Raw genomic sequence first — 19,894 nt, 5'->3', positions numbered from 1 at the left:
CCCGATTTGGATGGATGCCCAATTTGGATGGACGATAGTGCGCCTGCGCTTTCGGCGGCAAGCAGGATGATCGCCGACCGGAACGTATGCGGCCTGACGCCGTTGTCTGGCCATTATGGATATACGCGGTTTTCTGTTGTTCTGGTCGGTTTTGACCGCCACCGTTGCTGCCCTAAGCCTCGGACCATCCTTCGCCCACGTACTGGAATCGGTGCCGCGGCTGACCAGATGGCCGCCTTCGCTCTGGCGAGAAACCACGGTCTTCAATGCTCAGTTCCAGTTCTTTTTGACTGTCGGCGCACCGCTGGACGTGGCGGCCGTCGCCTGTCCCGGGCTCCTCGCATGGATGCTGCGCGGCGACCGCCCGGCATTCTGGTGGGTGTTGGCCGCCACCATGCTTTATCTGATGGCGCTTGTCGCGTGGGTTGCGCTCGTCAAACCGGCAAACGATGTCCTGGCCACCTGGGTGCCTGGACCGATCCCGGGCAATTTCGAAGCTATCCGGAGCCGCTGGGAAGCCGGCCATATGGTCGTCACCGGCTTCAAGGCCGTCGGTTTCATCGCGCTCGCAGTCGGGCTGCTGTCGATCAGGCGTGGCTGATCCGTTCGCAAACGCCTGCAGCCCTTTTGTTGCGCCGGTCAATTCGCTGTGGCAGAAGCGGCGCAGCCGCCGTCCGGAGATGCGCCTTCTTGAAACCTTTTCGCGACAAACGCCGCGACAGCCGCCCGCCCGCGAAAAAAGGCGGGATAGAGCAGCCGCGGCGGCGCGACCCCAATCCAACCGCTGGTCCGGAGACGAAACCGCAGGACCGGTCCGAGCAGAAAGCAGCGCCGCGCCCACTTTCGCGCCGCGATGGCGCGCTGCCTGCCGAACATCTGCCGCTGATCCTCGAAGTCGGCGCCAGTCAGGATTACGCGCTGCTCGACAGCGGCGCCGGAGAAAAGCTCGAGCAATACGGCCCCTACCGCATCGTTCGGCCGGAGGGCCAGGCGATCTGGCAAAAGGCATTGCCGGCCAGGGACTGGGAACGCGCCGATGCCATTTTCACCGGCGATACCGACGAGGAAGGCATCGGCCGCTGGCGCTTTCCGAAGACGCCGCTCGGCGAGACCTGGCCGATGAAGCATGACGGCATGGACTATCTCGGCCGCTTCACTTCGTTTCGCCATGTCGGCGTCTTTCCCGAGCAGGCCTCGCACTGGGACCACATGGCCGGGCTGATTGCGGCGGCAAAACGGCCGGTGAAGGTGCTGAACCTGTTCGGTTATACCGGCCTTGCCTCGCTGGTGGCAGCGCGTGCCGGCGCCGAGGTCACCCATGTCGATGCTTCCAAGAAGGCGATCGGCTGGGCGCGCGAAAACCAGGAGATGGCGGGCCTGTCGCAAAGGCCGATCCGCTGGATCGTCGACGATGCCGTGAAATTCGCCGAGCGCGAGGAGCGCCGCGGCAGCCGCTACGACATCATCCTGTTCGACCCGCCCGCCTATGGCCGCGGACCGAAGGGCGAGGTCTGGCATCTGTTCGAAGATTTGCCGGCGCTGACCGACATCTGCCGTGCGATCCTGACGCCGAAGCCGCTCGCTGTGGTGCTGACCGCCTATTCGATCCGCGCCTCTTTCTTCGCCATCCACGCCTTGATGCGCGACACCTTCGCCGGCATGGGCGGCACGGTCGAATCCGGCGAATTGATCATCCGCGAGAAATCCGCCGGCCGGGCGCTTTCGACCTCGCTGTTCTCGCGCTGGGTGGCCTGAATGAGTGCGTACGAACGGCACGCGGGCGCGCCAGGGCAGGTGAAGGAAGTCACCAGCCTCGCCAATCCGCTGGTCAAGGACATCAAGGCGCTCGCGCAGAAGAAATTCCGCGACCAGCAGAATGCCTTCATGGCCGAAGGCCTGAAGCTGGTCATCGACGCGCTCGATCTCGGCTGGTCTATCAGGACATTGGTTTTCGCCAAGGCCGGACGTGGCAATGCGGCGGTTGAAAAAGTTGCGGCGCGCACGGTTGCCGCCGGCGGCACCGTACTTGAAGTTTCGGAAAACGTGCTGGTCGCCATCACCCGCCGCGACAATCCGCAAATGGTCGTCGGCGTGTTCTCGCAGAAATTGCTGCCGCTGAAGGACATTCGCGCCCATGATGGCGACGTCTGGGTGGTGCTCGACCGCGTCCGCGACCCCGGCAACCTCGGCACCGTCATCCGCACGGTCGACGCCGTCGGCGCCAAAGGCGTCATCCTGGTCGGCGAGACCACCGATCCCTTTTCGGTCGAGACGGTACGCGCCACCATGGGCTCGATCTTCGCCGTGCCGGTCGCCAAGGCGTCGGCCGAGGCTTTTCTCGCCTGGCGAAAGAGCTTTCCCGGCCTCGTCGCCGGCACCCATCTTAAGGGTGCGGTCGATTACCGCTCGGTCGATTTTTCAAAAGGCCCGGTGCTTTTGATGATGGGCAACGAGCAGCAAGGCCTGCCTGACGAGCTTGCCGCAAGCTGCGACAAGCTGCTGCGGATACCGCAGGCAGGCCGCGCCGATTCGCTCAACCTTGCGGTGGCCACCGGCGTCATGCTGTTCGAGATCCGGCGCGGCGCGCTGAAGCTCGGCCCGGAGGATGCCCGATCGTGACATCCCAAACCGTGAAACTGCAAACCATGAAGTCCTGGAGCCCCTACGCTTTTCTGGTTGTCGCCGCGATAGCGCTCGACCAGTGGCTGAAATATCTGGTCGAGACCGGCCTTGCCTTCCAGGAAAGGCTCGATCTCCTGCCGTTCCTGGCGCTGTACCGCACCTACAACACCGGCATCGCGTTTTCGCTGTTTTCGTCCTTCGGCGACACCGGCCTGGTGGTCGTCGCGGTTCTGGTGGTCGCTTTCGTTCTCTATCTTGCGGCCCGCACGCCGCCCGGCCACCTGCTTGCCCGCGTCGGCTTCGCGCTGATCGTCGGCGGCGCGCTCGGCAATCTGATCGACCGCGCTGCCTATGGCCATGTCATCGACTATATTCTGTTTCACACGCCGGTCTGGTCCTTCGCGATCTTCAACCTCGCCGATGCCTTCATTTCGGTCGGTGCCGTGCTGGTCGTCTTCGATGAGCTCATTGGCTGGTGGCGCGGAACATCGAGCGATTGACCTCACTCGCCCGGCACCGCACATTTCTTATTTGCAAGCCCGAGGAGAAAAAATGCCCGAAGCCTTCAAAGCCATCCTCGTTTCGCGCGACGCCGAGAAAAACCAGTCGGTCGCGGTGACCGAGCTCACCGAGGCAGACCTGATGGAAGGCGACGTCACCGTCGCGGTGGAGGCGACGACGGTGAACTACAAGGACGGCCTTGCAATCACCGGCAAGGCGCCGGTGATCCGCCGCTGGCCGCTGGTGCCGGGCGTCGATTTCGCCGGCACCGTCATCTCGTCTTCCAATCCCGACTGGCGCGAGGGTGACAAGGTCATATTGAACGGCTGGGGCGTCGGCGAGACGCATTTCGGCGCCTTTGCCGGACGCGCCCGCGTCAAGGGCGACTGGCTGGTACCGCTGCCGGACGGCATGAGCCCGCATGATGCGATGGCGGTCGGCACCGCCGGCTACACCGCCATGCTTTGCGTCATCGCGCTGGAGCGCCACGGCATCGTGCCCGACCGCGGCCCTGTGGTGGTGACGGGCGCTGCCGGTGGCGTCGGGTCGGTCGCGGTCTCGATCCTGTCCAGCCTCGGCTATCACGTCATCGCCTCGACCGGCCGCAGTGCCGAAAGCCCCTATCTGACCGCCCTCGGTGCCGCGGAAGTGATTTCACGCGACGAGCTTGCGCAGCCTGCAAAACCGCTAGCCAAGGAACGCTGGGCCGGCGGCATCGACGCTGTCGGCAGCCACACGCTGGCCAACGTCCTGTCGATGACCTCCTATGGCGGCGCCGTTGCCGCTTGCGGCCTCGCCGGCGGCATGGACCTGCCGGCAAGCGTCGCCCCGTTCATCCTGCGCGGCGTCTCGCTGCTCGGCATCGATTCGGTGATGGCGCCCAAGGCGGTCCGCATCGAGGCCTGGCGCCGCATCGGCACCGATCTCGATCACGCAAAGCTTGCCAGCCTGTCGACGAGCATCGGCTTCGACGGCATCATCGGCGCCGCGCATGACATCGTCGAGGGCAAGATCCGCGGCCGCGTGGTGGTGGACATGTGAGGCTCCAAAGGGAAAAAAGAGCGCGACCGCTAAAATTCGAACGATCAACCACAACCTTCAATAAGCTCTGTCTGGCAGGAATTCCGTATGATTGCGGAACCCGGCATCAGAGAGGCGGAACCAGCCGAACGGGCCGACCGGGCGGCCCCCGAGGCGTCAGGGCGGCAGCTTGTCGCCGCGCCGCCGCTGGCGCCGGAATTGCCGGACGCCAACCGCCACGGCCTGCCCTTCCTGACTCTCGTCGCCATCGTCGTGCTGGCAGGCCTGTCGCATCTGACCGGAGCGCCGATCTTCATCACCATTGGCCTTTTGGCGACAGCCATCGCCGGGCTCGCCATGCATCTGCGCAACAGGCGCACCCAGCGTCGCGCGGTGGCCCTGCTCGATGCCACGACCGCCCGCAGTCGCGCCGAGATCGAGACGCTGGCCGACCGCATGTGGGAGATGCAGGAGAGCGAGGAGCGCTTTCGCGGTCTGATCGATGCACTCGGCGATCTCGTCGTCCACCGCGACCGCGACGGCCATATCGTCTACGCCAACAAGGTTTTCGCCGACCTTGTCGAAACCGACCAGCGCGACCTCGCCGGCAAGACCCTGGCCGAACTAGGCATCGATGTCGGCATCGTTCCCGACGCCGCCTTTTCCGACCATGAATGCCTGAGTTCCACTGATGTCGCCATTCGCACGCCGGACGGCCCACGCTGGTTCTCTTGGATCGAGCTGTCGGTGCGCGACAAGGACAGCGGCGCCGTTTCGCATCGCGCCATCGCCCGTGACATCACCGCCCGCAAACGCGCCGAATCCTCGCTGATCACCGCCCGCGAACGGGCCGAATATGCGAGCCAGGCCAAATCGCGCTTCCTCGCCACCGTCAGCCACGAGATACGCACGCCGATGAACGGCATCATGGGCATGGCCCGGCTTCTCGCCGACACCAGCCTTTCGCCCGAGCAGCGGACCTATGTCGGCGCCATCTCGACCTCGGCCAGCGCGCTGCTGGCGCTGATCGAGGACCTGCTCGACTATTCCAAGATCGAGGCCGGCCGCTTCGATCCCGAACCGCAACCGATGTCGGTGCGCGAGATCGCCGACAATGTCATCGAGCTTTTGGCGGCGCGGGCTTTTGCCAAGGATATCGGCCTCGGCTGCCATGTCGAACCCGACGTGCCGCAGCTGATCACCGCCGACCCCGGCAGGGTCAGGCAGGTGCTGCTCAACCTTATCGGCAATGCCGTCAAGTTCACCGACAGCGGCGGCGTCCTGGCAAGCATCGGCCGCGTCCGCACCGAAACCACCAACCGCATCCGCTTCACCATCACCGACACCGGCCCCGGTCTGCGCGAGGAGGACATGGAGCGCATCTTCGAGGACTTCGAACAGGCTGACGGCACCTCGACCCGTACGCATGGTGGTGCCGGCCTCGGTCTCGCGATTTCCAAGCGCCTGGTGACAGCGATGGGCGGCACTATCTCGGTGTCGAGCCGGCTTGGCCAGGGATCCGAATTCGTCTTCGAGATTCCCGCTATTTCCGCCGTCGAGGCGCTGCAGATCCGCCAGAACGCGCTGTTGGGCCGGCATGCGGTAATCGTGTCGAAGAACCTGGTCGAGGCCGAAGCCATCGCCCGCACCATTCGCGCCAATGGCGGAACGGTCGATCTGGCCGCCGCCGCCGCCCAGGCCGCCCCTTTCGCCGAGGGCTGCAACGTGCTTCTGGTCGATGCTGCCATGGAGCAAAGCGACGGCAGGCTGCTCAGGCGCCTGCGCCAGAGCGGATTTGTCGATTGCGAGGCGGTGACGCTGATCGCGCCGACCGACCGCGGCATGCTTGGCGAGTTCCGTGCCAACGGTTACGCCACCTTCCTGGCGAGGCCGGTGCGCGGCGAGACATTGCTGCGCGTGCTTTTGACCAGCCACGCACCGGTCATCGCCGAGCCGCAACCGCAAAAGCGCGGCGCGCAGGCTGGGCACGCCATTGGCGGCCGCCAGCAGGGCCTGTCGGTGCTGATCGCCGAGGACAACGACATCAACGCCATGCTGGCCCGCGCCACGCTGCTGAAGGCCGGGCATCGGGTGAAAGTGGTCGGCAACGGCAAGGCCGCGGTCGAGGCGGTCATCAGCACCGGCCATAAGCACCGCTACGACGTGGTGCTGATGGACTTGCATATGCCTGTCATGGACGGGCTGGACGCCATTGCCGCCATCCGCCGCCATGAGGAGGAGACCGCGGTGCCGCCGGTGCCGATCATGGTGCTGTCGGCCGACAGCCAGGAAAAGACCCGCCACGCCGTGCTCGCTCACGGTGCCAGCGGCTTCGTCACCAAGCCGCTCGACCCTGATGCCCTGGTTCATGCGGTTGAAGGGCAAGTGGCCGCCTGAGGCACAACATAGACGGTCGATAGATTACCCAGCCGACGAAGTATTGCCCGCAGAGCCGTATCACGGTACTGTCACAATCCTGTTGCACCTACACCGTATCCCCGTGCCAAGAGGGATGGCTCGAAGGAGAATCACTCGTGCATACAGTCATGCCGGAATGTGATGCTCGGCCGAACGCCAGCGGGCCTTTGCTCGTCGGCCGGAATGCCGATGCCGTCATAAAAGGCGCATCGCTCGGCCGCATCGGCAATCTCGAAGTGCGGCTCGCCCGCAACGAGGCCGAGATCGCTGCCGCGCAGGAAGTGCGCTACCGGGTGTTCTACGACGAGCTTGGTGCCAGGAAGGACCTGTTCCAGATGCAGGACCGCCGCGATGCCGACCGCTTCGATCCCCTCTGCGACCATCTGCTGGTCTTCGATACTTCGCTTTCCGGTCCCGAGCATCGCCGCATCGTCGGCACCTACCGCCTGCTGCGGCAGGAGATTGCCGCGGCGGCGGGCGGCTTCTATTCCGAAGGCGAATTCGAGTTGACCAAGCTGATCGCGCGACATCCCGGCCAGCGCTTCCTCGAGCTCGGCCGCTCCTGCGTTCTGCCGGAATACCGCTCCAAGCGCACCATCGAGGCGCTGTGGCAAGGCATCTGGGCCTATATCAATCATTACGGCATTGGCGTGATGACCGGCTGCGCGTCGTTCCACGGCACCGTGCCGGCGGCACATGCAGAGGCGCTGACCTATCTTGCCCACCACTGCCGGACGAATTCATCGTGGGACGTGCGTGCCGTCGCCGGGCGCTATTGTTCGATGGATCTGATGCCGATCGAAGCCGTTAACACCAAGGCGGCGATCGCCGCGATGCCGCCGCTGGTCAAGGGCTATCTGCGCGTCGGCGCGCGCATCGGCGACGGTTGCGTCATCGACCGTGAATTCTCGACGGTCGACGTGTTCGTGGTGATGCCGGTCAAGGAGATCGGTGCCCGCTACGTCAATTATTATGGCGGGGAAGCGCAGCGGTTTGCAGCCTGACACCTTAAATCAGGGAATATCTTCCGGACGCCGGCCAGGCTTGCTTTTGTAGGACGGAAAGGCCCAGCCGAATTTCAGCGCGCCGCCGCGTACGCAGAAAGCCGCCATGAAACCTGCCAGGCCCGATGCAAGCGGCGGCAGTCCGGCGAAATCGCCAAGTGTGTAGAGGCCGGCGCCGGCAAGCGCTGCGGTAACGTAGATTTCCGGTCTCAGGAGCACCGAAGGCTCGCCTGTCAACAGATCGCGCAGAATGCCGCCAAGGGTTGCGGTGAGCATGCCGGTGACGATCGAAACTGCAGGTGACCCGGTGATCGTCAGCCCCTTGGCCGCGCCAATCACCGAAAATGCGGCAAGACCTATGGCGTCGAGCCAGAGCAGCAATTTGTAGCGCGACTCGAAACGATGTGCGCTGAAGAAGACGACGAGCGCCACCGCCGCACAGATTAGCACATAGTCGCGGTTTCCCACCCAGAACACGGGCACGTTGAGGATGACGTCGCGAAACGTTCCGCCCCCGATGCCGGCAACGCTAGCCAGAAACAGGTAACCGATAATGTCGAGCTGTTTGCGCGAGGCGGCCAGCGCACCGGTCGCCGCGAAGACGGCGACGCCGGCATAGTCGAGAAGCTCGATCGGGTTCATGGAGGGAATAATGAAATACCGAGTGGGGAATAGCGAGTGGCTCCTGCGAATCTGGATTGACTCCAGATAAATTAAATGATTGAATTGTTCATTCAATTATTTGGGTGGACGTCTATGTCCCCTCGCCGCTACAGCATGGCTTCCCGGACTGCCGCCTTCGCCAAGACGAGGCAGCGCATTCTCGACGCGACAATCAAGCTGCACACCCAGAACGGCATCTTTGGCACGACTTGGAAGGATATCGCTACGGAAGCCGATGTCGCCGTTGGCACCGTCTACAAGCATTTTCCTACTCTGGATGACCTGGTGCCGGCGTGCGGCGAATTGCTGATGGAGCGCCTGCGTCCTCCGTCGCCCGAAGCAGTGACGGAGATAATCGGCGACGCGACCGATCCTGAAGAACGGCTACGCCGGGTCGCCAACGAGCTGTTCGCCTTCTACCAACGTGGCGGACGGCATCTCGAAAGCGACCTGCGCGAGCGCGAGCTTCCGGCCATGCGGGAATGGGAGGAATACCTGCGACACATGGTGGCCGGATTCGTGCGTGAGGCACTGGCGCACGACGGTCCGGGCGATGATGTCGTGCAGGCAATCAGCTTTCTATTCGACTTTCCGACGTTCAACGCCATGCGGATACGCGGCATGACGGTGGACCTCGCCGTCGAAACGGCAACGACAATGGCGCTCTGCCGGCTCAAAGGCAGAGGCCGGACGAGCACGTCTTGAGCGAACAGAATGCGGGAGGCGAAACAAAGGTCAGATGGCAAAGGGAGGAAGTCATGGACACGAATGTCGTTGAAATCACTGAATTTGCATTGAAGCCCGGATTCACCGAGCAGATGTTCCTGCAGACTAGGGATGAAGTGAATGACGAGGTGCGAAAGCTCAAGGGTTTCCTCAACCGTCGCCTGCTCAAATCCGCAGGCGGCTGGACGGAGATATTCGAATGGGCGGACATGGACAGCGCCAAGGCGGCTGGCGAGGTCTGGTCCTCCCTGCCCGGCATCAAAAACTATTGCTCGATGGTGAATTCCGCCTCGATCAAGGTCGGCTACCATTCTGTGGCGGCCGTGGCTGGCGGCGAAGCTGGCAGGAGCACTCCCCACGCCTTTTGCAGTCACGCCTTGGAAGGAGAGGCGCGCTGGTGGCTTGGCTCGCTAGCGGTGATCAAGGCGACAGCGGTCCAGACCGCGGGCCAGTTCACGCTGATCGAAGTGCTCGAGAGCGAAGGTGAGGCGCCGCTGCATGTGCACCATCGCGAGGACGAGTCATTCCTGGTGATGGAAGGCGAGATCGAGTTCGAGATCGGCGGTAAGGCGATTATGGCTGGACCCGGTTCGTTTCTCTTTGGGCCACGCGATGTGCCGCACCGCTATACGGTCAAGCGTGGGCCGGCCCGGATGCTGTTCTTCTTCACGCCTGGCGGTTTCGAGGAACTTCTGAGGGCGACCAGTGTGCCCACCGCCGACAGGCGCATTCCTCCGGACGGCGAAGGAATGCCGGACATGGAGACATTCCCCGACGTGGTCCACCGCTATGGCTGTGAACTGCTGAGCTGAGGGCAGGAAAGCCTGCACGGCGAACTGTTTGATCGCCCTGAAATCGGATAGGTTGGGGGCGGTCGATCATCCCTCACGCTTTGGTGGCGGTTGCTGGCTAACGGAGCCCTACTCCCAGTTCACGCATCCTTCTCAGCCTGCTCGTTCACCGGCCCCGGCTCCACCGGCGCTTCGCTTGCCGCATGCTTGGGGCCGCCCTTGGCGACGCCGACCATGGCCGGCCGCAGCACGCGCTCGCCGATCGAATAGCCGGGCTGCACGACCTGGACGACCGTGTTGGCCGGCACGTCGGGATTGGGCACCTCGAACATCGCCTGGTGGAAATTCGGATCGAATTTCTCCCCCTCGGGCTCGAGCTTCTTCACGCCGTGGCGCTCCAGCGCCGACAGCATGGCGCGCTCGGTGATCTCGACGCCGTCGATCAGCGCCTTGAAGCCGGCATCACCCGACGCCTTGGCCTCCTCCGGGATGGCATCCAGTGCACGGCGCAGATTGTCTGATACCGACAGCATGTCGCGGGCAAAATTGGCGACCGCATAGGCGCGCGCATCGTGGACGTCTCGGGCGGTGCGGCGGCGCAAATTCTCCATGTCGGCCGCCACGCGCAGCGCGCGATCCTTCAGCTCTTCGTTTTCCTTCAGAAGCCGCACAAGCGCTTCATAGTCGCCGTCGACGCCGCCTTCCCTTGGCTCCGCGGCAGCCTCGGTCTTCTCGGCTTCATCGGGCGCGCGTTCGTCTTTTGCCTGGTCGCTCATCGCCGTTTCCCGTCATTTTCAAATGGTGTGGATTTGCGCCCGATATCGAGGTTTAGCGGCCAAAAATCAAGGGGCAAGCGATACTGCAGCCGCTGTTGCGGCTTGATGGCGGACGGCCCAAACCTTTCGATTTTAATTCAAACTTTACCGTAACCGCCGGCTTTGCTTGCCAGGCTACTACAATGCGGGAACCATTCCTCCCTTGGAAGAGTTTCGAAGCCGACACAGGATTTTGAGATGATGCCCCGCAGGAACGGCGAAAAACGCAACGGGCTCGCCGCCGATATCCGGCGCCAACTCGGCACCGAAGCGACCAAGCGCTTTCTGCGCACCTTGCCGGCCTTCCGCACCGAGTCCGATATTCCCGACCGTCTGAAGGAATTGCTCGACCGCCTGGACGGCGTGGAAGCCAAGGTGGTCGCAGGCGGGCGCCGTCGGTAGCGCGCCGTTGCCAGGGACGCGACCGGCAATTGTGGCCGGTTGCCATCGCGCGACATTTACGCGCAGTAACTTTGCGTGATCTCCGTCTTGCGGCAGCGCCCTGCTCCGCCTATGTTTCATGATGAACATGATTTCCCCCGAAGCTGTGGCAAACAGCAAGCGCGCCTGGTTGAAAATCCTGTCGCGCTATAAAAAGCCCGACAGACGTCGCAGCGCTGTCGAACTCGCCATCACCCTCATCCCTTTCGCCACGTTATGGGCGCTGTCCTCGGCCGCCTATGCCTATGGCCATTGGTGGGGTCTGGTCCTCATCCTTCCGGCCGCCGGCTTTCTGGTGCGAATCTTCATGATCCAGCACGATTGCGGTCACGGCTCCTTCTTTGCAAATCGCTATGCCGACGACTGGATCGGCCGCGTCCTTGGCGTGCTGACGCTGACGCCCTACGATTGCTGGCGCCGCGCCCACGCAACCCATCACGCCAGCGCCGGCAATCTCGACGAGCGCGGCACCGGCGACATCAAGACACTGACCGTCGCCGAATACCGGCGACTGTCGTGGCGGGGCCGGCTCGCCTATCGCCTCTATCGCCATCCGCTGGTGATGTTCGGCCTTGGCCCGATATGGATTTTCATTTTCGAGCAGAGACTGCCGTTGGGTATGATGCGGGGCGGCCTCACCCCCTGGGTGTCGTCGATGTCCACCAACCTCGCCATCGCCGTCATCGCCGCTCTGCTCATCTGGTTCGTCGGCCCCGGCGCGTTCCTGGTCGTGCATCTGCCGATCGTCATCCTCGCCGGATCGGCCGGCATCTGGCTGTTCTACGTCCAGCATCAATTCGAGGAGACGGAGTGGACAAAGGACTCCGAGTGGGAATTCCAGCACGCTGCCCTGCACGGTTCGTCCTACTACGACCTGCCGCCGGTTCTGAACTGGATCACCGGCAATATCGGCGTCCACCACGTGCACCACCTCTCGGCCAAGGTGCCATGCTACCGGCTTCCGGAAGTGCTGAGAGACTATCCGGAGCTGCGTGAAATCGGCCGCGTCACGCTTCTCGACAGCCTGCGCTGCGTCAAGCTGGCGCTATGGGACGAGAGCCGCAGCAAGCTCGTATCGTTCCGCGAAGCGCGGATGGCCGTGTAGACGCACCGCCGCACCTAAAGCGCGTCGCGCTCGACCGGCCTCATGCCACGCGCTTTAGGTTCTTGTTTATGCATGCCGTTATCGCAAAACCGCTGCACACTTTTGCGCGACATGCATTAGGGGTGCGGCGGGTTCCAAATTCCGAGCTTAAGCCGCCTGGCGTTGGTCGCGCATCAGGATCTCGCCCTGGCGGATCTCGGTGCCCAGCACTTTCAGGCATTCGCGCATGAACGCGGCAAGGCCCGGCCAGCCCTTGGCCGAAACAAGATTGCCGTCGACATGGGCACCGGTCGGCGCAACATCGATATAGATGCCACCGGCCAGCGTGACTTCCGGCTCGCAATATTGCAGCGCCGCGACTTCCCTGCCGCGCACCACGCCGTCGACCGCGATTAGGATCTGCACGCCGTGGCAGATGGTGAAGATCGGCTTGCCGGCCTCATGGAAATGCCGCACCAGCGCCTGCACGCGCTTGTCGATGCGGATATATTCCGGCCCGCGCCCGCCCGCCGCGTAGACGGCGTCGTATTCGGCCGGGTTGACCTCGGAAAACGTCTTGTTGAGGATGTAGTCGTGGCCGAGCTTTTCCGTATAGGTCTGGTGGCCTTCGAAGTCGTGCAACGAGGTCTTCAGGATGTCGCCGGCCTTCTTGTCGGGGCAAACGACATGGACCGTATGGCCCACCGCATGCATGGCCTGTTCAAAGACGAAAATCTCGTATTCCTCGCTGAACTCGCCAACGAGCATCAATATCTTCTTGCCAGCCATACCCGGTTCCTCCCTTGTGGCCACATTTATTCGGATCGCGAAATAATGGACCTATCCTAAGACGGGGACGGGCAAAATAAAAGATCGAATCGGCAATGTGGTCCGACCAGATCGTGCTTCTGGTCCCCTGGAGCAGATCAGCTGGCGCGCACCCGCCGCCAGGAATATTTCGGGCCTTTGGCCTCCGGCTTCACCGCCGGCTGGTAGAACAGCGGCAGTCCGCCGGTGCGGCCTTGCTCGAGCCGCTTCAGCAGCACCGGGTGCGAGATCTCGAATTCGTCGAAGCCGAGGCGCAGCATGTGCGGCAGCTGGTCGATAAGCACCTGCCCGGTGGCGCGCATGGCGCCGGTGAAATGGTAACGGCTGCGCAGCAATTCGCCCTTGGAGAACGAGCGGCCGTCATTGAACGCCGGGAAGGCCAGCGCCACCAGCGACAGCTGATCGAGCAGGCCGGCGATCTTTTCGAGCTGATCGCCGGGCTGCAGCAGCACGCCGATGCGTTCCTTCGCCGACCGCCGCACCTCCGGATCGAGGCCGAGAAACGCCTGCAGCGGCAGGATGAAGCGGCCATTGCCGACCAGCGCCTCGGCGCTTTCGGCATGAACCCACTCGTCCTCGCAAAAACCATTCGGCGTCCACAGCCGGGTGGCGTTTTCCGCTATCAATTCGCTCATCAAGAAATTCCCAAGTCCACAAGGTTCTAAAGTGCAAAACACCTCAGGGGTGTGTTGAGATTCAGGTCAGGCCGAGCCGGAGCCGAAGGCGGGCGCGAAGCGACCAAACTGCGTGGCTTCCGAGAACCGGAGCGGAGCGTACTTTTGGGTACGTGAGCGCCGGAAGCGCAGGAAGCCGCCGTTTGCAGGCCGGCATCACCTGAATATCAATATACCCTAAAGTGAGGCATCGGTCAGCGACTTCTCCAGCCCCGACAAATGGATGCCGCATTCGGTCTTGGCGTGCCCGGCCCAGCGGCCACTGCGCGCGTCGTCGCCCGGCTGCACCGGCTGCGTGCAAGGGAAACAGCCGATCGACAGATAGCCATAGGCGACCAGCGGGTTTTCACGCAGCGCATGTGCGCGCATGTAGCTGGCCTGGTCCGATGTCGTCCAGTGCGCCAGCGGATTAATACGGATGCGCGAGCCAACCGCCTCGAACACCGGAAGCGCTGCCCGGGTCGCGGCCTGGAAGCGCTTGCGTCCGGTGAACCAGGCGCGGAACGGCTCGACACCGCGCGCCAGCGGCTCGACCTTGCGCACGTCGCAGCAGGCGTCGGTATCGGTCTCGTTCAGATTGCCGGTCGGGTCGATCCTTGCCAGCGCCGCATCGTCGGGCCTGATCACCCGGATATCGGTCAGCCCGAAATCGGCGACCAGCGCGTCACGATAGCCGAGCGTTTCCTCGAAATGCTTGCCGGTGTCGAGAAAGATCACCGGCAGCGTGCGGTCGATCTCCGCGATCATGTGCAGCAGCACCGCCGAATCCGCGCCGAAGGACGAGACGGCGGCGATTTCGCCGTGAAAGAATTCCCGGGCCGACCGCTCGATGATCTCCAGCGGCTTCAGATGGCCATAGAGCGCATCGAAACCCGCCGCTTCGGCGGCGATGCCGGCCTCGACGTCGACGATCCGGTCAAGCGGCCTTGGTTTCGCCAGCATAGAGCGCCTCCTTGAACGGCGCGGGACCGACACGGCGGTAGGCGTCGATAAATCTTTCGTTTCTGTCCAGCCGAAGCCCGAGATAGGTCTCGACGATCTGCTCGATGGCATCGGTGATCTCTTCCGAACTGAAGCCGCGGCCGATGATCTCGCCGACCGAGGTGTTCTCGTCGGCCGAGCCGCCGAGCGTCACCTGGTAGAGCTCGGCGCCTTTCTTCTCGACGCCGAGGATGCCGATATGGCCGACATGGTGATGGCCGCAGGCATTGATGCACCCGGAAATCTTCAGCTTCAATTCGCCGATCTCGCGCTGGCGCTCCAGCGAGGCGAAGCGCCGCGAGATTTCCTGTGCCACGGGAATCGAACGCGCTGTCGCCAGCGCGCAATAATCGAGGCCGGGGCAGGAGATGATGTCGCTGATCAGGTTGGAATTGGCCGTCGCCAGCCCGATATCGACAAGCGCGTCATAGACCGCCTTGAGGTCGGCACGCGCGACATGCGGCAGGATCAGGTTCTGCTCGTGACTGACGCGCAGCTCGTCGAAGGAATATTTTTCGGCAATGTCTGCGACCGCTTCCATCTGGCTGTCGGAGGCGTCGCCGGGCGTCTCGCCAATGCCCTTGAGCGAGATGGTCACCGCCGCGTAGTCGGGATGGCGATGGGTGACCACATTCTGGTCCAGCCATTCGGAAAAGCTCTTCGAGTCGAGCCGGGCAAGCTTGACCGCCTCGTCGCCTTCCGGCCGATCGACAAGCGCCGGCGGCGCGAAATAGGCGTCGATGGCGCGGATGTCTTCTTCCGGCAGCCTCAGCTCGGCGTCCTTCAACTCCTGCCATTCGGCCTCGACCTGGCGGGTGATCTCCTCGACGCCGGTCTCGTGGACCAGGATCTTGATGCGCGCCTTGAACTTGTTGTCGCGACGGCCGTAGAGGTTGTAAACGCGCAGGATCGCCGTGCAGTAGGACAACAGATCCGCTTCGGGCAGGAAGTCGCGGATCTTCTTGGCCACCATCGGCGTGCGGCCCTGGCCGCCGCCGACATAGACGGCGAAACCAAGCTCGCCGGCGGCGTTCTTCTTCAGATGCAGGCCGATGTCATGCGTCTGGATGGCGGCGCGGTCGCGCTCGGCGCCGGTCACCGCGATCTTGAATTTTCGCGGCAGGAACGAAAACTCCGGATGCACCGACGACCATTGCCGCAGGATTTCGGCATAGGGGCGCGGATCGGCAACCTCGTCGGCGGCGGCGCCGGCGAAGTGGTCGGCGGTGACGTTGCGAATGCAGTTGCCACTGGTCTGGATGGCGTGCATCTCGACGCTTGCCAGGTCCGCCAGGATCGCCGGAATGTCCGACAGCGCCGGCCAGTTGAACTGGATGTTCTGGCGCGTCGTGAAATGGCCATAACCCTTGTCGTATTTGCGGGCGATGTGGCCGAGCATGCGCAGCTGCTTGCTGTTCAGCGTGCCGTAGGGCACGGCGATGCGCAGCATATAGGCATGCAGCTGTAGATAGACGCCGTTCATCAGCCGAAGCGGCCGGAACTGGTCCTCGGTGATCTCGCCGGCAAGCCGCCGTGCGACCTGGTCGCTGAACTCGGCGACGCGGGCCTTGACGAAATCGTGGTCGAACTCATCGTAACGGTACATTTTCAGGTCTTTCCGGGCGCGTCCGCCCGTTATTTTCTTCGTTCGAGCACGATCGGGATCATGCTTGTGTCATCTATGCCGCGCGTGCGGCCTGCGGACGGGCCTGCTTGCCCAGATCGTGGCGGGTGGTCGGGCCGGCGGCACGGATCTTTTCGCGCAGCCGGACCGCCTCGACAGTGCCGTTGACCACAGTCACGTCGATCAGATTGACGTCGACCACCTCATTGTCGGCGGAGGCCTTGGCGCCGATCGCCTCCAGCCGGTCCTCGGCCGCCTTGTCATGGGCGATGTCGGCATGGTCGATGATCTCGGCCCAGCCGCCATTGGCGTACCAGACGGCTATGCCGTCGGCGAGACGGTTCGCGGTCAGCACTTTCATTGGTTCACTCCTTCCGCGGCAGCACGGGCCACGCTGTCCTGCCTGTGTGCGGCCAGCGGCTCGGACCGTTCGAAATTGGCGCCGGCGACGGCGTCGCCGATGATCGTCATCACCGGGCCGCTGAGGTCGGCGCGCGCCTCCAGCGACGGCAGGTCGGCGAGCGTGCCGTGGAAACGGCGGCGGTTGGCAAGACTGGCATTCTCGACCACGGCGACGGCCGTGTCCGGCGACAGGCCGGCTTCGATCAGCCGGCCGGCGACCTCGGCGGCGACCGAGCGCCCCATATAGACGGCGACCGTCGCGCCCGAAATGGCGAGCTTTGCCCAATCGGGCAGCAAATTTCCCTTGAGGTCGTGGCCGGTGGTGAACACCATCGACGACGACACGCCGCGCAACGTCAGCGGCAGTTCGAAATCGGCGGCGGCGGCGAAGGCCGCGGTGACGCCCGGAACCACTTCGTAGGCGACGCCGGCATCGCGAAGTGCCGCCATCTCCTCGCCGGCCCGGCCGAACACCAGCGGGTCGCCGGACTTCAGCCGCACGACGCGCTTGCCGGCGTGGCCAAGCTCGACCAGCAGCGCATTGATCTCGGCCTGGCTCTTGGAATGGCAGCCCTTGCGCTTGCCGACCGGCAGGCGTTCGGCATCGCGGCGGCCCATGGCGACGATGGCCTCCGGCACCAGCGCGTCATGGACGATCACGTCGGCTTCCATCAGCAGGCGATGGGCGCGCAGCGTCAAAAGGTCCTCGGCGCCGGGACCGGCGCCTACAAGCGCGATATGGCCCGATGCCGGTTCGTTCGAAAGCAGCAGGCCGACGGCGGCATCATGCGCCTGCGAAAGCTCGCCGGCCTCCACGGCACGGGCCGGCGCGCCGCCAAAGAAATCGCTCCAGAAGCGGCGGCGGGCATTGCCCTTCGGCAGCAGCTTTTCGGCGGCGCCGCGAAACGACGCGGCAAGTGCCGCTAGCGGCCCGAGCGAGGGCGACAGCATGCGGTCGATGCGGCTGCGCAGCATCTGCGCAAGCACCGGGCCGGCACCTTCCGTGCCGATGGCAATGGCGACCGGCGCGCGGTTGACCAGTGCCGGCGTGAAGAAATCGCAGAGCTCCGGCCGGTCGACGGCATTGACCGGAATGCCCAGCCGGCGCGCATCCCCGGCAACGCGGCGGTCGAGCGCCTCATCGCCGCTGGCGGCAAACACCATCACCGCACCATTGAGATGTGCTGCATTATAGGCGTCGGCAATGTGGGTGGCGCCCGTCTCGGCGATGCAGGCCAGCAGATCGGCGCTTGCGGCATCGCTGACGATGCGCAGCACAGCGCTCGACTGAGCGAGCAGCCGCGCCTTGGCCAGCGCTTCCTCGCCGCCGCCGACGATGGCGACGGCTTCGCCCTCGACCCGCATGAAGACGGGAAAGGCATTGAGCTTAGGCTTGGCTTGCGGCATGACGAGCGGAATCCTGGAACCGTTTGCCAGTTCTACGCGGGGCCGCGAAAAACCAGAAGGCACCCACTCGCGCATCGCTTCGTAGCAGGCAATCTCTTTTCTGCAAGCATAACGGCCAAGAGAAAAATATTCCACATTCAGATGCGGAGCGGATTGAAGCTGCTGTTGCGGCCCTTGATCCGCTGCCTTTCTAGCGGCTTGCCGAGCCAGCCACAAAACAGATTTTTCCAATTTCTACCAATTTAGTAGATTAAAGCCGCCGCATGCCAGCCTAGCCATCAAAGACAGCCTGGCGCTCTCGCCGGCTCCTGTCGGAGATACCGGGTCCGAGTACCGGAACATTCACGCCTCGGCACGCGTTTGCTCTATAGGGCCAAGCCCGGTCATGCCCCTGGGGCAAAGGCCCGGCTATGGGCTTGAAAAATCAAAAAGGAGCGCCCCATGAGCAACGTCAGACTGAAACGCGGACTGTGGATCGTGGTGGCAGATGGCGAAAAGGCGCTGTTCCTCGAGAACCGTGGAGACGTCCAATATCCCGACCTTCAGGTCGTGCACGAGATGGAGCAGGAAAATCCGGCAACCCGAGAGCAAGGCACGGACCGCCCCGGCCGCTACAGCGACGGCCCTTCCGTCCACCGCAGTGCGGTCGAGGACACCGATTGGCACCGCCTCGGCAAGGAGCGTTTTGCCGACGAGATTGCCGACCGGCTCTACAAGCTCGCGCATCGCGGCACCTTCAAGGAGATCGTGCTGATCGCACCGCCGCCAGTGCTGGGCGACATGCGCCGGAAACTGCACAAGGAGGTCACCGACAAGATAACGGCCGAAATTCCAAAGACGCTGACCAACCACAGCATACCCGATATCGAGAGCCTGCTGCAGGCGACCTGATCGGGCATCGGCGGTGCGTACATTCCTTATTGATCGTGAGGCTGAAGCAGCCCAGGGCAATCGCATCAGGTTTGTGCTGCCCCTCACCCTTACCCATTCCGGGGCGAGCCGCTTGTCTCGCCCGTCCTTCGGCCCCCCGTGAAAGACGGGGAGAGGGGGTTGCCAGCGTTGCGTCCAAGCCCCTTCTCCCTGTCACTTACGGGGAGAAGGTGCCGGTAGGCGGATGAGGGGCAGCGTTCCGCCCTCCCACCCCGACGCAAGGGTGAGGAGAGAAACACAAGGCGGCACGTTCACCCTCCAAGCCTCGCTCCGGAAGATGTCGAAATGGGCCTCCTTCGCCACGTTCCAATCGGTTCAAAGCTGACCGGGGGCCGGATCACGGCGACAAAACGTACTGTCGGTCGGGATGCGCCAGCATCGTCATTGACCGTCGAGCATCACGGCCATGCAGATGGTGTCGACATAGCGACCATCAATGCAAACGCTACGCCTGAGGACACCTTCCGTAACGAAACCAGTTTTCTCATACAGCGTTATGGCCCGGCTATTATCGGCGTGCACCGAGAGTTCAACGCGAACGAAGTTTTCTTGCCGAGCCTTTTCTAAGGCGGCGGTGATAAGGCGACGGCCCAATCCTTGTCCACGATAATCGGGTATGATTCCTATCGCTAAACTTCCGCGATGAGCGTGAGATGGAAAGAAATGGCGGGTGATGTCGCACCATCCCACAACGCGGTCTCCTTCCGTCGCCACGATATGCGGGTTTCGCTGCTTAATCATATTCAAAACGAAATCGCGTGTCTCAGGAAGCGGGAACGCTTCAAGCATGGTCAGGTATTTTCGCTCCCGCGCGACAACGTCGAGAGCCGCATGGAAACTCTCAATGTGCTCTGCGGCTGTATTGGCGATTTCAACCATACTTCCTCCAAGGTTCTCCGCTTTCCCAAAGTCTTTGTCGAAGATTGTCTCATCCGCAAGCGCCCGGCTTCAAAAACGCCTGTG

At 63.3% G+C, this 19,894-nt stretch carries 21 protein-coding genes; 12 read left to right on the top strand and 9 right to left on the bottom strand.

The window, feature by feature from the left end:
- Positions 1 to 115 precede the first annotated feature (115 nt).
- From NKI01_RS18090 to olsB, 7 genes are all read left to right on the top strand, one after another.
- Positions 116 to 601, top strand: coding sequence for a DUF1772 domain-containing protein (locus NKI01_RS18090; RefSeq protein WP_352856872.1), 486 nt, complete (start codon positions 116 to 118; stop codon positions 599 to 601).
- Positions 602 to 690: 89 nt separating this feature from the next.
- Positions 691 to 1,755 carry an RsmD family RNA methyltransferase gene (locus tag NKI01_RS18085; protein WP_352918530.1) on the top strand — a complete coding sequence of 355 codons (1,065 nt, stop codon included), beginning with the start codon at positions 691 to 693 and terminating at the stop codon, positions 1,753 to 1,755.
- The gene (locus NKI01_RS18080; RefSeq protein WP_023718950.1) at positions 1,756 to 2,619 is read left to right on the top strand and encodes a TrmH family RNA methyltransferase; all 864 of its coding nucleotides are present in this window, start codon (positions 1,756 to 1,758) and stop codon (positions 2,617 to 2,619) included. It begins immediately after the preceding gene.
- 26 nt (positions 2,620 to 2,645) lie between these two features.
- Positions 2,646 to 3,122: a signal peptidase II gene (gene lspA / locus NKI01_RS18075; RefSeq protein ID WP_023718949.1), complete on the top strand. Its 477-nt coding sequence runs from the start codon at positions 2,646 to 2,648 to the stop codon at positions 3,120 to 3,122.
- Positions 3,123 to 3,174: 52 nt separating this feature from the next.
- Positions 3,175 to 4,164 carry an acrylyl-CoA reductase (NADPH) gene (gene acuI / locus NKI01_RS18070; RefSeq protein WP_352964148.1) on the top strand — a complete coding sequence of 330 codons (990 nt, stop codon included), beginning with the start codon at positions 3,175 to 3,177 and terminating at the stop codon, positions 4,162 to 4,164.
- 87 nt (positions 4,165 to 4,251) lie between these two features.
- A complete protein-coding gene (locus tag NKI01_RS18065) occupies positions 4,252 to 6,540 on the top strand; it encodes a hybrid sensor histidine kinase/response regulator (RefSeq protein ID WP_023718947.1) in 2,289 nt (762 codons plus the stop codon).
- A 149-nt stretch (positions 6,541 to 6,689) separates the two neighbouring features.
- Complete coding sequence (olsB, locus tag NKI01_RS18060; protein ID WP_023675251.1) at positions 6,690 to 7,565, top strand: l-ornithine N(alpha)-acyltransferase; 876 nt, start codon at positions 6,690 to 6,692, stop codon at positions 7,563 to 7,565.
- 9 nt (positions 7,566 to 7,574) lie between these two features.
- On the opposite strand, the gene NKI01_RS18055 is transcribed toward olsB, so the two are convergent.
- Positions 7,575 to 8,207 carry a trimeric intracellular cation channel family protein gene (locus tag NKI01_RS18055; protein ID WP_352483593.1) on the bottom strand — a complete coding sequence of 211 codons (633 nt, stop codon included), beginning with the start codon at positions 8,205 to 8,207 and terminating at the stop codon, positions 7,575 to 7,577.
- A gap of 75 nt (positions 8,208 to 8,282) precedes the next feature.
- Here NKI01_RS18055 and NKI01_RS18050 point away from each other — a divergent pair, with 75 nt between their 5' ends.
- Together NKI01_RS18050 and NKI01_RS18045 are read left to right on the top strand one after the other, a co-directional pair.
- Positions 8,283 to 8,933: a TetR/AcrR family transcriptional regulator gene (locus NKI01_RS18050; RefSeq protein WP_352964146.1), complete on the top strand. Its 651-nt coding sequence runs from the start codon at positions 8,283 to 8,285 to the stop codon at positions 8,931 to 8,933.
- Positions 8,934 to 8,986: 53 nt separating this feature from the next.
- Complete coding sequence (locus NKI01_RS18045; protein ID WP_352964143.1) at positions 8,987 to 9,766, top strand: cupin domain-containing protein; 780 nt, start codon at positions 8,987 to 8,989, stop codon at positions 9,764 to 9,766.
- A 119-nt stretch (positions 9,767 to 9,885) separates the two neighbouring features.
- Here NKI01_RS18045 and grpE read toward each other — a convergent pair whose 3' ends face one another.
- Complete coding sequence (gene grpE / locus NKI01_RS18040) at positions 9,886 to 10,521, bottom strand: nucleotide exchange factor GrpE (protein WP_352964140.1); 636 nt, start codon at positions 10,519 to 10,521, stop codon at positions 9,886 to 9,888.
- A 237-nt stretch (positions 10,522 to 10,758) separates the two neighbouring features.
- Here grpE and NKI01_RS18035 point away from each other — a divergent pair, with 237 nt between their 5' ends.
- Together NKI01_RS18035 and NKI01_RS18030 are read left to right on the top strand one after the other, a co-directional pair.
- A complete protein-coding gene (locus NKI01_RS18035) occupies positions 10,759 to 10,962 on the top strand; it encodes a hypothetical protein (RefSeq protein WP_023718943.1) in 204 nt (67 codons plus the stop codon).
- 121 nt (positions 10,963 to 11,083) lie between these two features.
- Positions 11,084 to 12,106 (top strand): fatty acid desaturase, encoded by a 1,023-nt coding sequence (locus NKI01_RS18030; protein WP_352964161.1) that lies wholly within the window; start codon positions 11,084 to 11,086, stop codon positions 12,104 to 12,106.
- A gap of 147 nt (positions 12,107 to 12,253) precedes the next feature.
- On the opposite strand, the gene NKI01_RS18025 is transcribed toward NKI01_RS18030, so the two are convergent.
- The 6 genes from NKI01_RS18025 to cysG all read right to left on the bottom strand — a co-directional run bounded on the left by NKI01_RS18025 (position 12,254) and on the right by cysG (position 18,001).
- A complete protein-coding gene (locus tag NKI01_RS18025; RefSeq protein WP_352483597.1) occupies positions 12,254 to 12,874 on the bottom strand; it encodes a DJ-1/PfpI family protein in 621 nt (206 codons plus the stop codon).
- A 137-nt stretch (positions 12,875 to 13,011) separates the two neighbouring features.
- Positions 13,012 to 13,548, bottom strand: a complete 537-nt coding sequence (locus tag NKI01_RS18020) for a DUF934 domain-containing protein (protein WP_352717410.1) — start codon at positions 13,546 to 13,548, stop codon at positions 13,012 to 13,014.
- A 216-nt stretch (positions 13,549 to 13,764) separates the two neighbouring features.
- Complete coding sequence (locus tag NKI01_RS18015; protein WP_352717412.1) at positions 13,765 to 14,529, bottom strand: phosphoadenylyl-sulfate reductase; 765 nt, start codon at positions 14,527 to 14,529, stop codon at positions 13,765 to 13,767.
- Positions 14,504 to 16,174, bottom strand: a complete 1,671-nt coding sequence (locus tag NKI01_RS18010; protein ID WP_023718939.1) for a nitrite/sulfite reductase — start codon at positions 16,172 to 16,174, stop codon at positions 14,504 to 14,506. Before NKI01_RS18010 ends, NKI01_RS18015 begins: the two co-directional genes overlap by 26 nt.
- A gap of 73 nt (positions 16,175 to 16,247) precedes the next feature.
- Positions 16,248 to 16,553 (bottom strand): DUF2849 domain-containing protein, encoded by a 306-nt coding sequence (locus NKI01_RS18005; RefSeq protein ID WP_023718938.1) that lies wholly within the window; start codon positions 16,551 to 16,553, stop codon positions 16,248 to 16,250.
- Positions 16,550 to 18,001 carry a siroheme synthase CysG gene (cysG, locus tag NKI01_RS18000; protein WP_352964137.1) on the bottom strand — a complete coding sequence of 484 codons (1,452 nt, stop codon included), beginning with the start codon at positions 17,999 to 18,001 and terminating at the stop codon, positions 16,550 to 16,552. Before cysG ends, NKI01_RS18005 begins: the two co-directional genes overlap by 4 nt.
- Before the next feature lie 441 nt (positions 18,002 to 18,442).
- Here cysG and NKI01_RS17995 point away from each other — a divergent pair, with 441 nt between their 5' ends.
- The gene (locus NKI01_RS17995; RefSeq protein WP_023718936.1) at positions 18,443 to 18,892 is read left to right on the top strand and encodes a baeRF12 domain-containing protein; all 450 of its coding nucleotides are present in this window, start codon (positions 18,443 to 18,445) and stop codon (positions 18,890 to 18,892) included.
- A gap of 420 nt (positions 18,893 to 19,312) precedes the next feature.
- Here the strand turns inward: NKI01_RS17995 and NKI01_RS17990 are convergent, their stop codons facing one another.
- Positions 19,313 to 19,810 (bottom strand): GNAT family N-acetyltransferase, encoded by a 498-nt coding sequence (locus NKI01_RS17990; protein ID WP_023718935.1) that lies wholly within the window; start codon positions 19,808 to 19,810, stop codon positions 19,313 to 19,315.
- Positions 19,811 to 19,894: the final 84 nt, after the last annotated feature.

Origin of the sequence: Mesorhizobium sp. M0815 (assembly GCF_040319995.1) — a bacterium.
In the GTDB taxonomy this organism is placed as follows: Bacteria; Pseudomonadota; Alphaproteobacteria; order Rhizobiales; family Rhizobiaceae; genus Mesorhizobium.
This window is presented reverse-complemented; position numbering and strand designations above follow the sequence as displayed.

What these genes read in the sequence shown, in the direction of transcription:
- NKI01_RS17990 (WP_023718935.1), bottom strand. Translation starts at nt 19,810, where the DNA reads ATGGTTGAAATCGCCAATACAGCCGCAGAGCACATTGAGAGTTTCCAT.
- grpE (WP_352964140.1), bottom strand. Translation starts at nt 10,521, where the DNA reads ATGAGCGACCAGGCAAAAGACGAACGCGCGCCCGATGAAGCCGAGAAG.
- NKI01_RS18055 (WP_352483593.1), bottom strand. Translation starts at nt 8,207, where the DNA reads ATGAACCCGATCGAGCTTCTCGACTATGCCGGCGTCGCCGTCTTCGCG.
- NKI01_RS18045 (WP_352964143.1), top strand. Translation starts at nt 8,987, where the DNA reads ATGGACACGAATGTCGTTGAAATCACTGAATTTGCATTGAAGCCCGGA.
- NKI01_RS18010 (WP_023718939.1), bottom strand. Translation starts at nt 16,174, where the DNA reads ATGTACCGTTACGATGAGTTCGACCACGATTTCGTCAAGGCCCGCGTC.
- NKI01_RS18005 (WP_023718938.1), bottom strand. Translation starts at nt 16,553, where the DNA reads ATGAAAGTGCTGACCGCGAACCGTCTCGCCGACGGCATAGCCGTCTGG.
- NKI01_RS17995 (WP_023718936.1), top strand. Translation starts at nt 18,443, where the DNA reads ATGAGCAACGTCAGACTGAAACGCGGACTGTGGATCGTGGTGGCAGAT.
- NKI01_RS18020 (WP_352717410.1), bottom strand. Translation starts at nt 13,548, where the DNA reads ATGAGCGAATTGATAGCGGAAAACGCCACCCGGCTGTGGACGCCGAAT.
- NKI01_RS18025 (WP_352483597.1), bottom strand. Translation starts at nt 12,874, where the DNA reads ATGGCTGGCAAGAAGATATTGATGCTCGTTGGCGAGTTCAGCGAGGAA.
- cysG (WP_352964137.1), bottom strand. Translation starts at nt 18,001, where the DNA reads ATGCCGCAAGCCAAGCCTAAGCTCAATGCCTTTCCCGTCTTCATGCGG.
- NKI01_RS18035 (WP_023718943.1), top strand. Translation starts at nt 10,759, where the DNA reads ATGATGCCCCGCAGGAACGGCGAAAAACGCAACGGGCTCGCCGCCGAT.
- NKI01_RS18030 (WP_352964161.1), top strand. Translation starts at nt 11,084, where the DNA reads ATGAACATGATTTCCCCCGAAGCTGTGGCAAACAGCAAGCGCGCCTGG.
- NKI01_RS18050 (WP_352964146.1), top strand. Translation starts at nt 8,283, where the DNA reads ATGATTGAATTGTTCATTCAATTATTTGGGTGGACGTCTATGTCCCCT.
- acuI (WP_352964148.1), top strand. Translation starts at nt 3,175, where the DNA reads ATGCCCGAAGCCTTCAAAGCCATCCTCGTTTCGCGCGACGCCGAGAAA.
- NKI01_RS18015 (WP_352717412.1), bottom strand. Translation starts at nt 14,529, where the DNA reads ATGCTGGCGAAACCAAGGCCGCTTGACCGGATCGTCGACGTCGAGGCC.
- lspA (WP_023718949.1), top strand. Translation starts at nt 2,646, where the DNA reads ATGAAGTCCTGGAGCCCCTACGCTTTTCTGGTTGTCGCCGCGATAGCG.
- NKI01_RS18090 (WP_352856872.1), top strand. Translation starts at nt 116, where the DNA reads ATGGATATACGCGGTTTTCTGTTGTTCTGGTCGGTTTTGACCGCCACC.
- olsB (WP_023675251.1), top strand. Translation starts at nt 6,690, where the DNA reads ATGCCGGAATGTGATGCTCGGCCGAACGCCAGCGGGCCTTTGCTCGTC.
- NKI01_RS18080 (WP_023718950.1), top strand. Translation starts at nt 1,756, where the DNA reads ATGAGTGCGTACGAACGGCACGCGGGCGCGCCAGGGCAGGTGAAGGAA.
- NKI01_RS18065 (WP_023718947.1), top strand. Translation starts at nt 4,252, where the DNA reads ATGATTGCGGAACCCGGCATCAGAGAGGCGGAACCAGCCGAACGGGCC.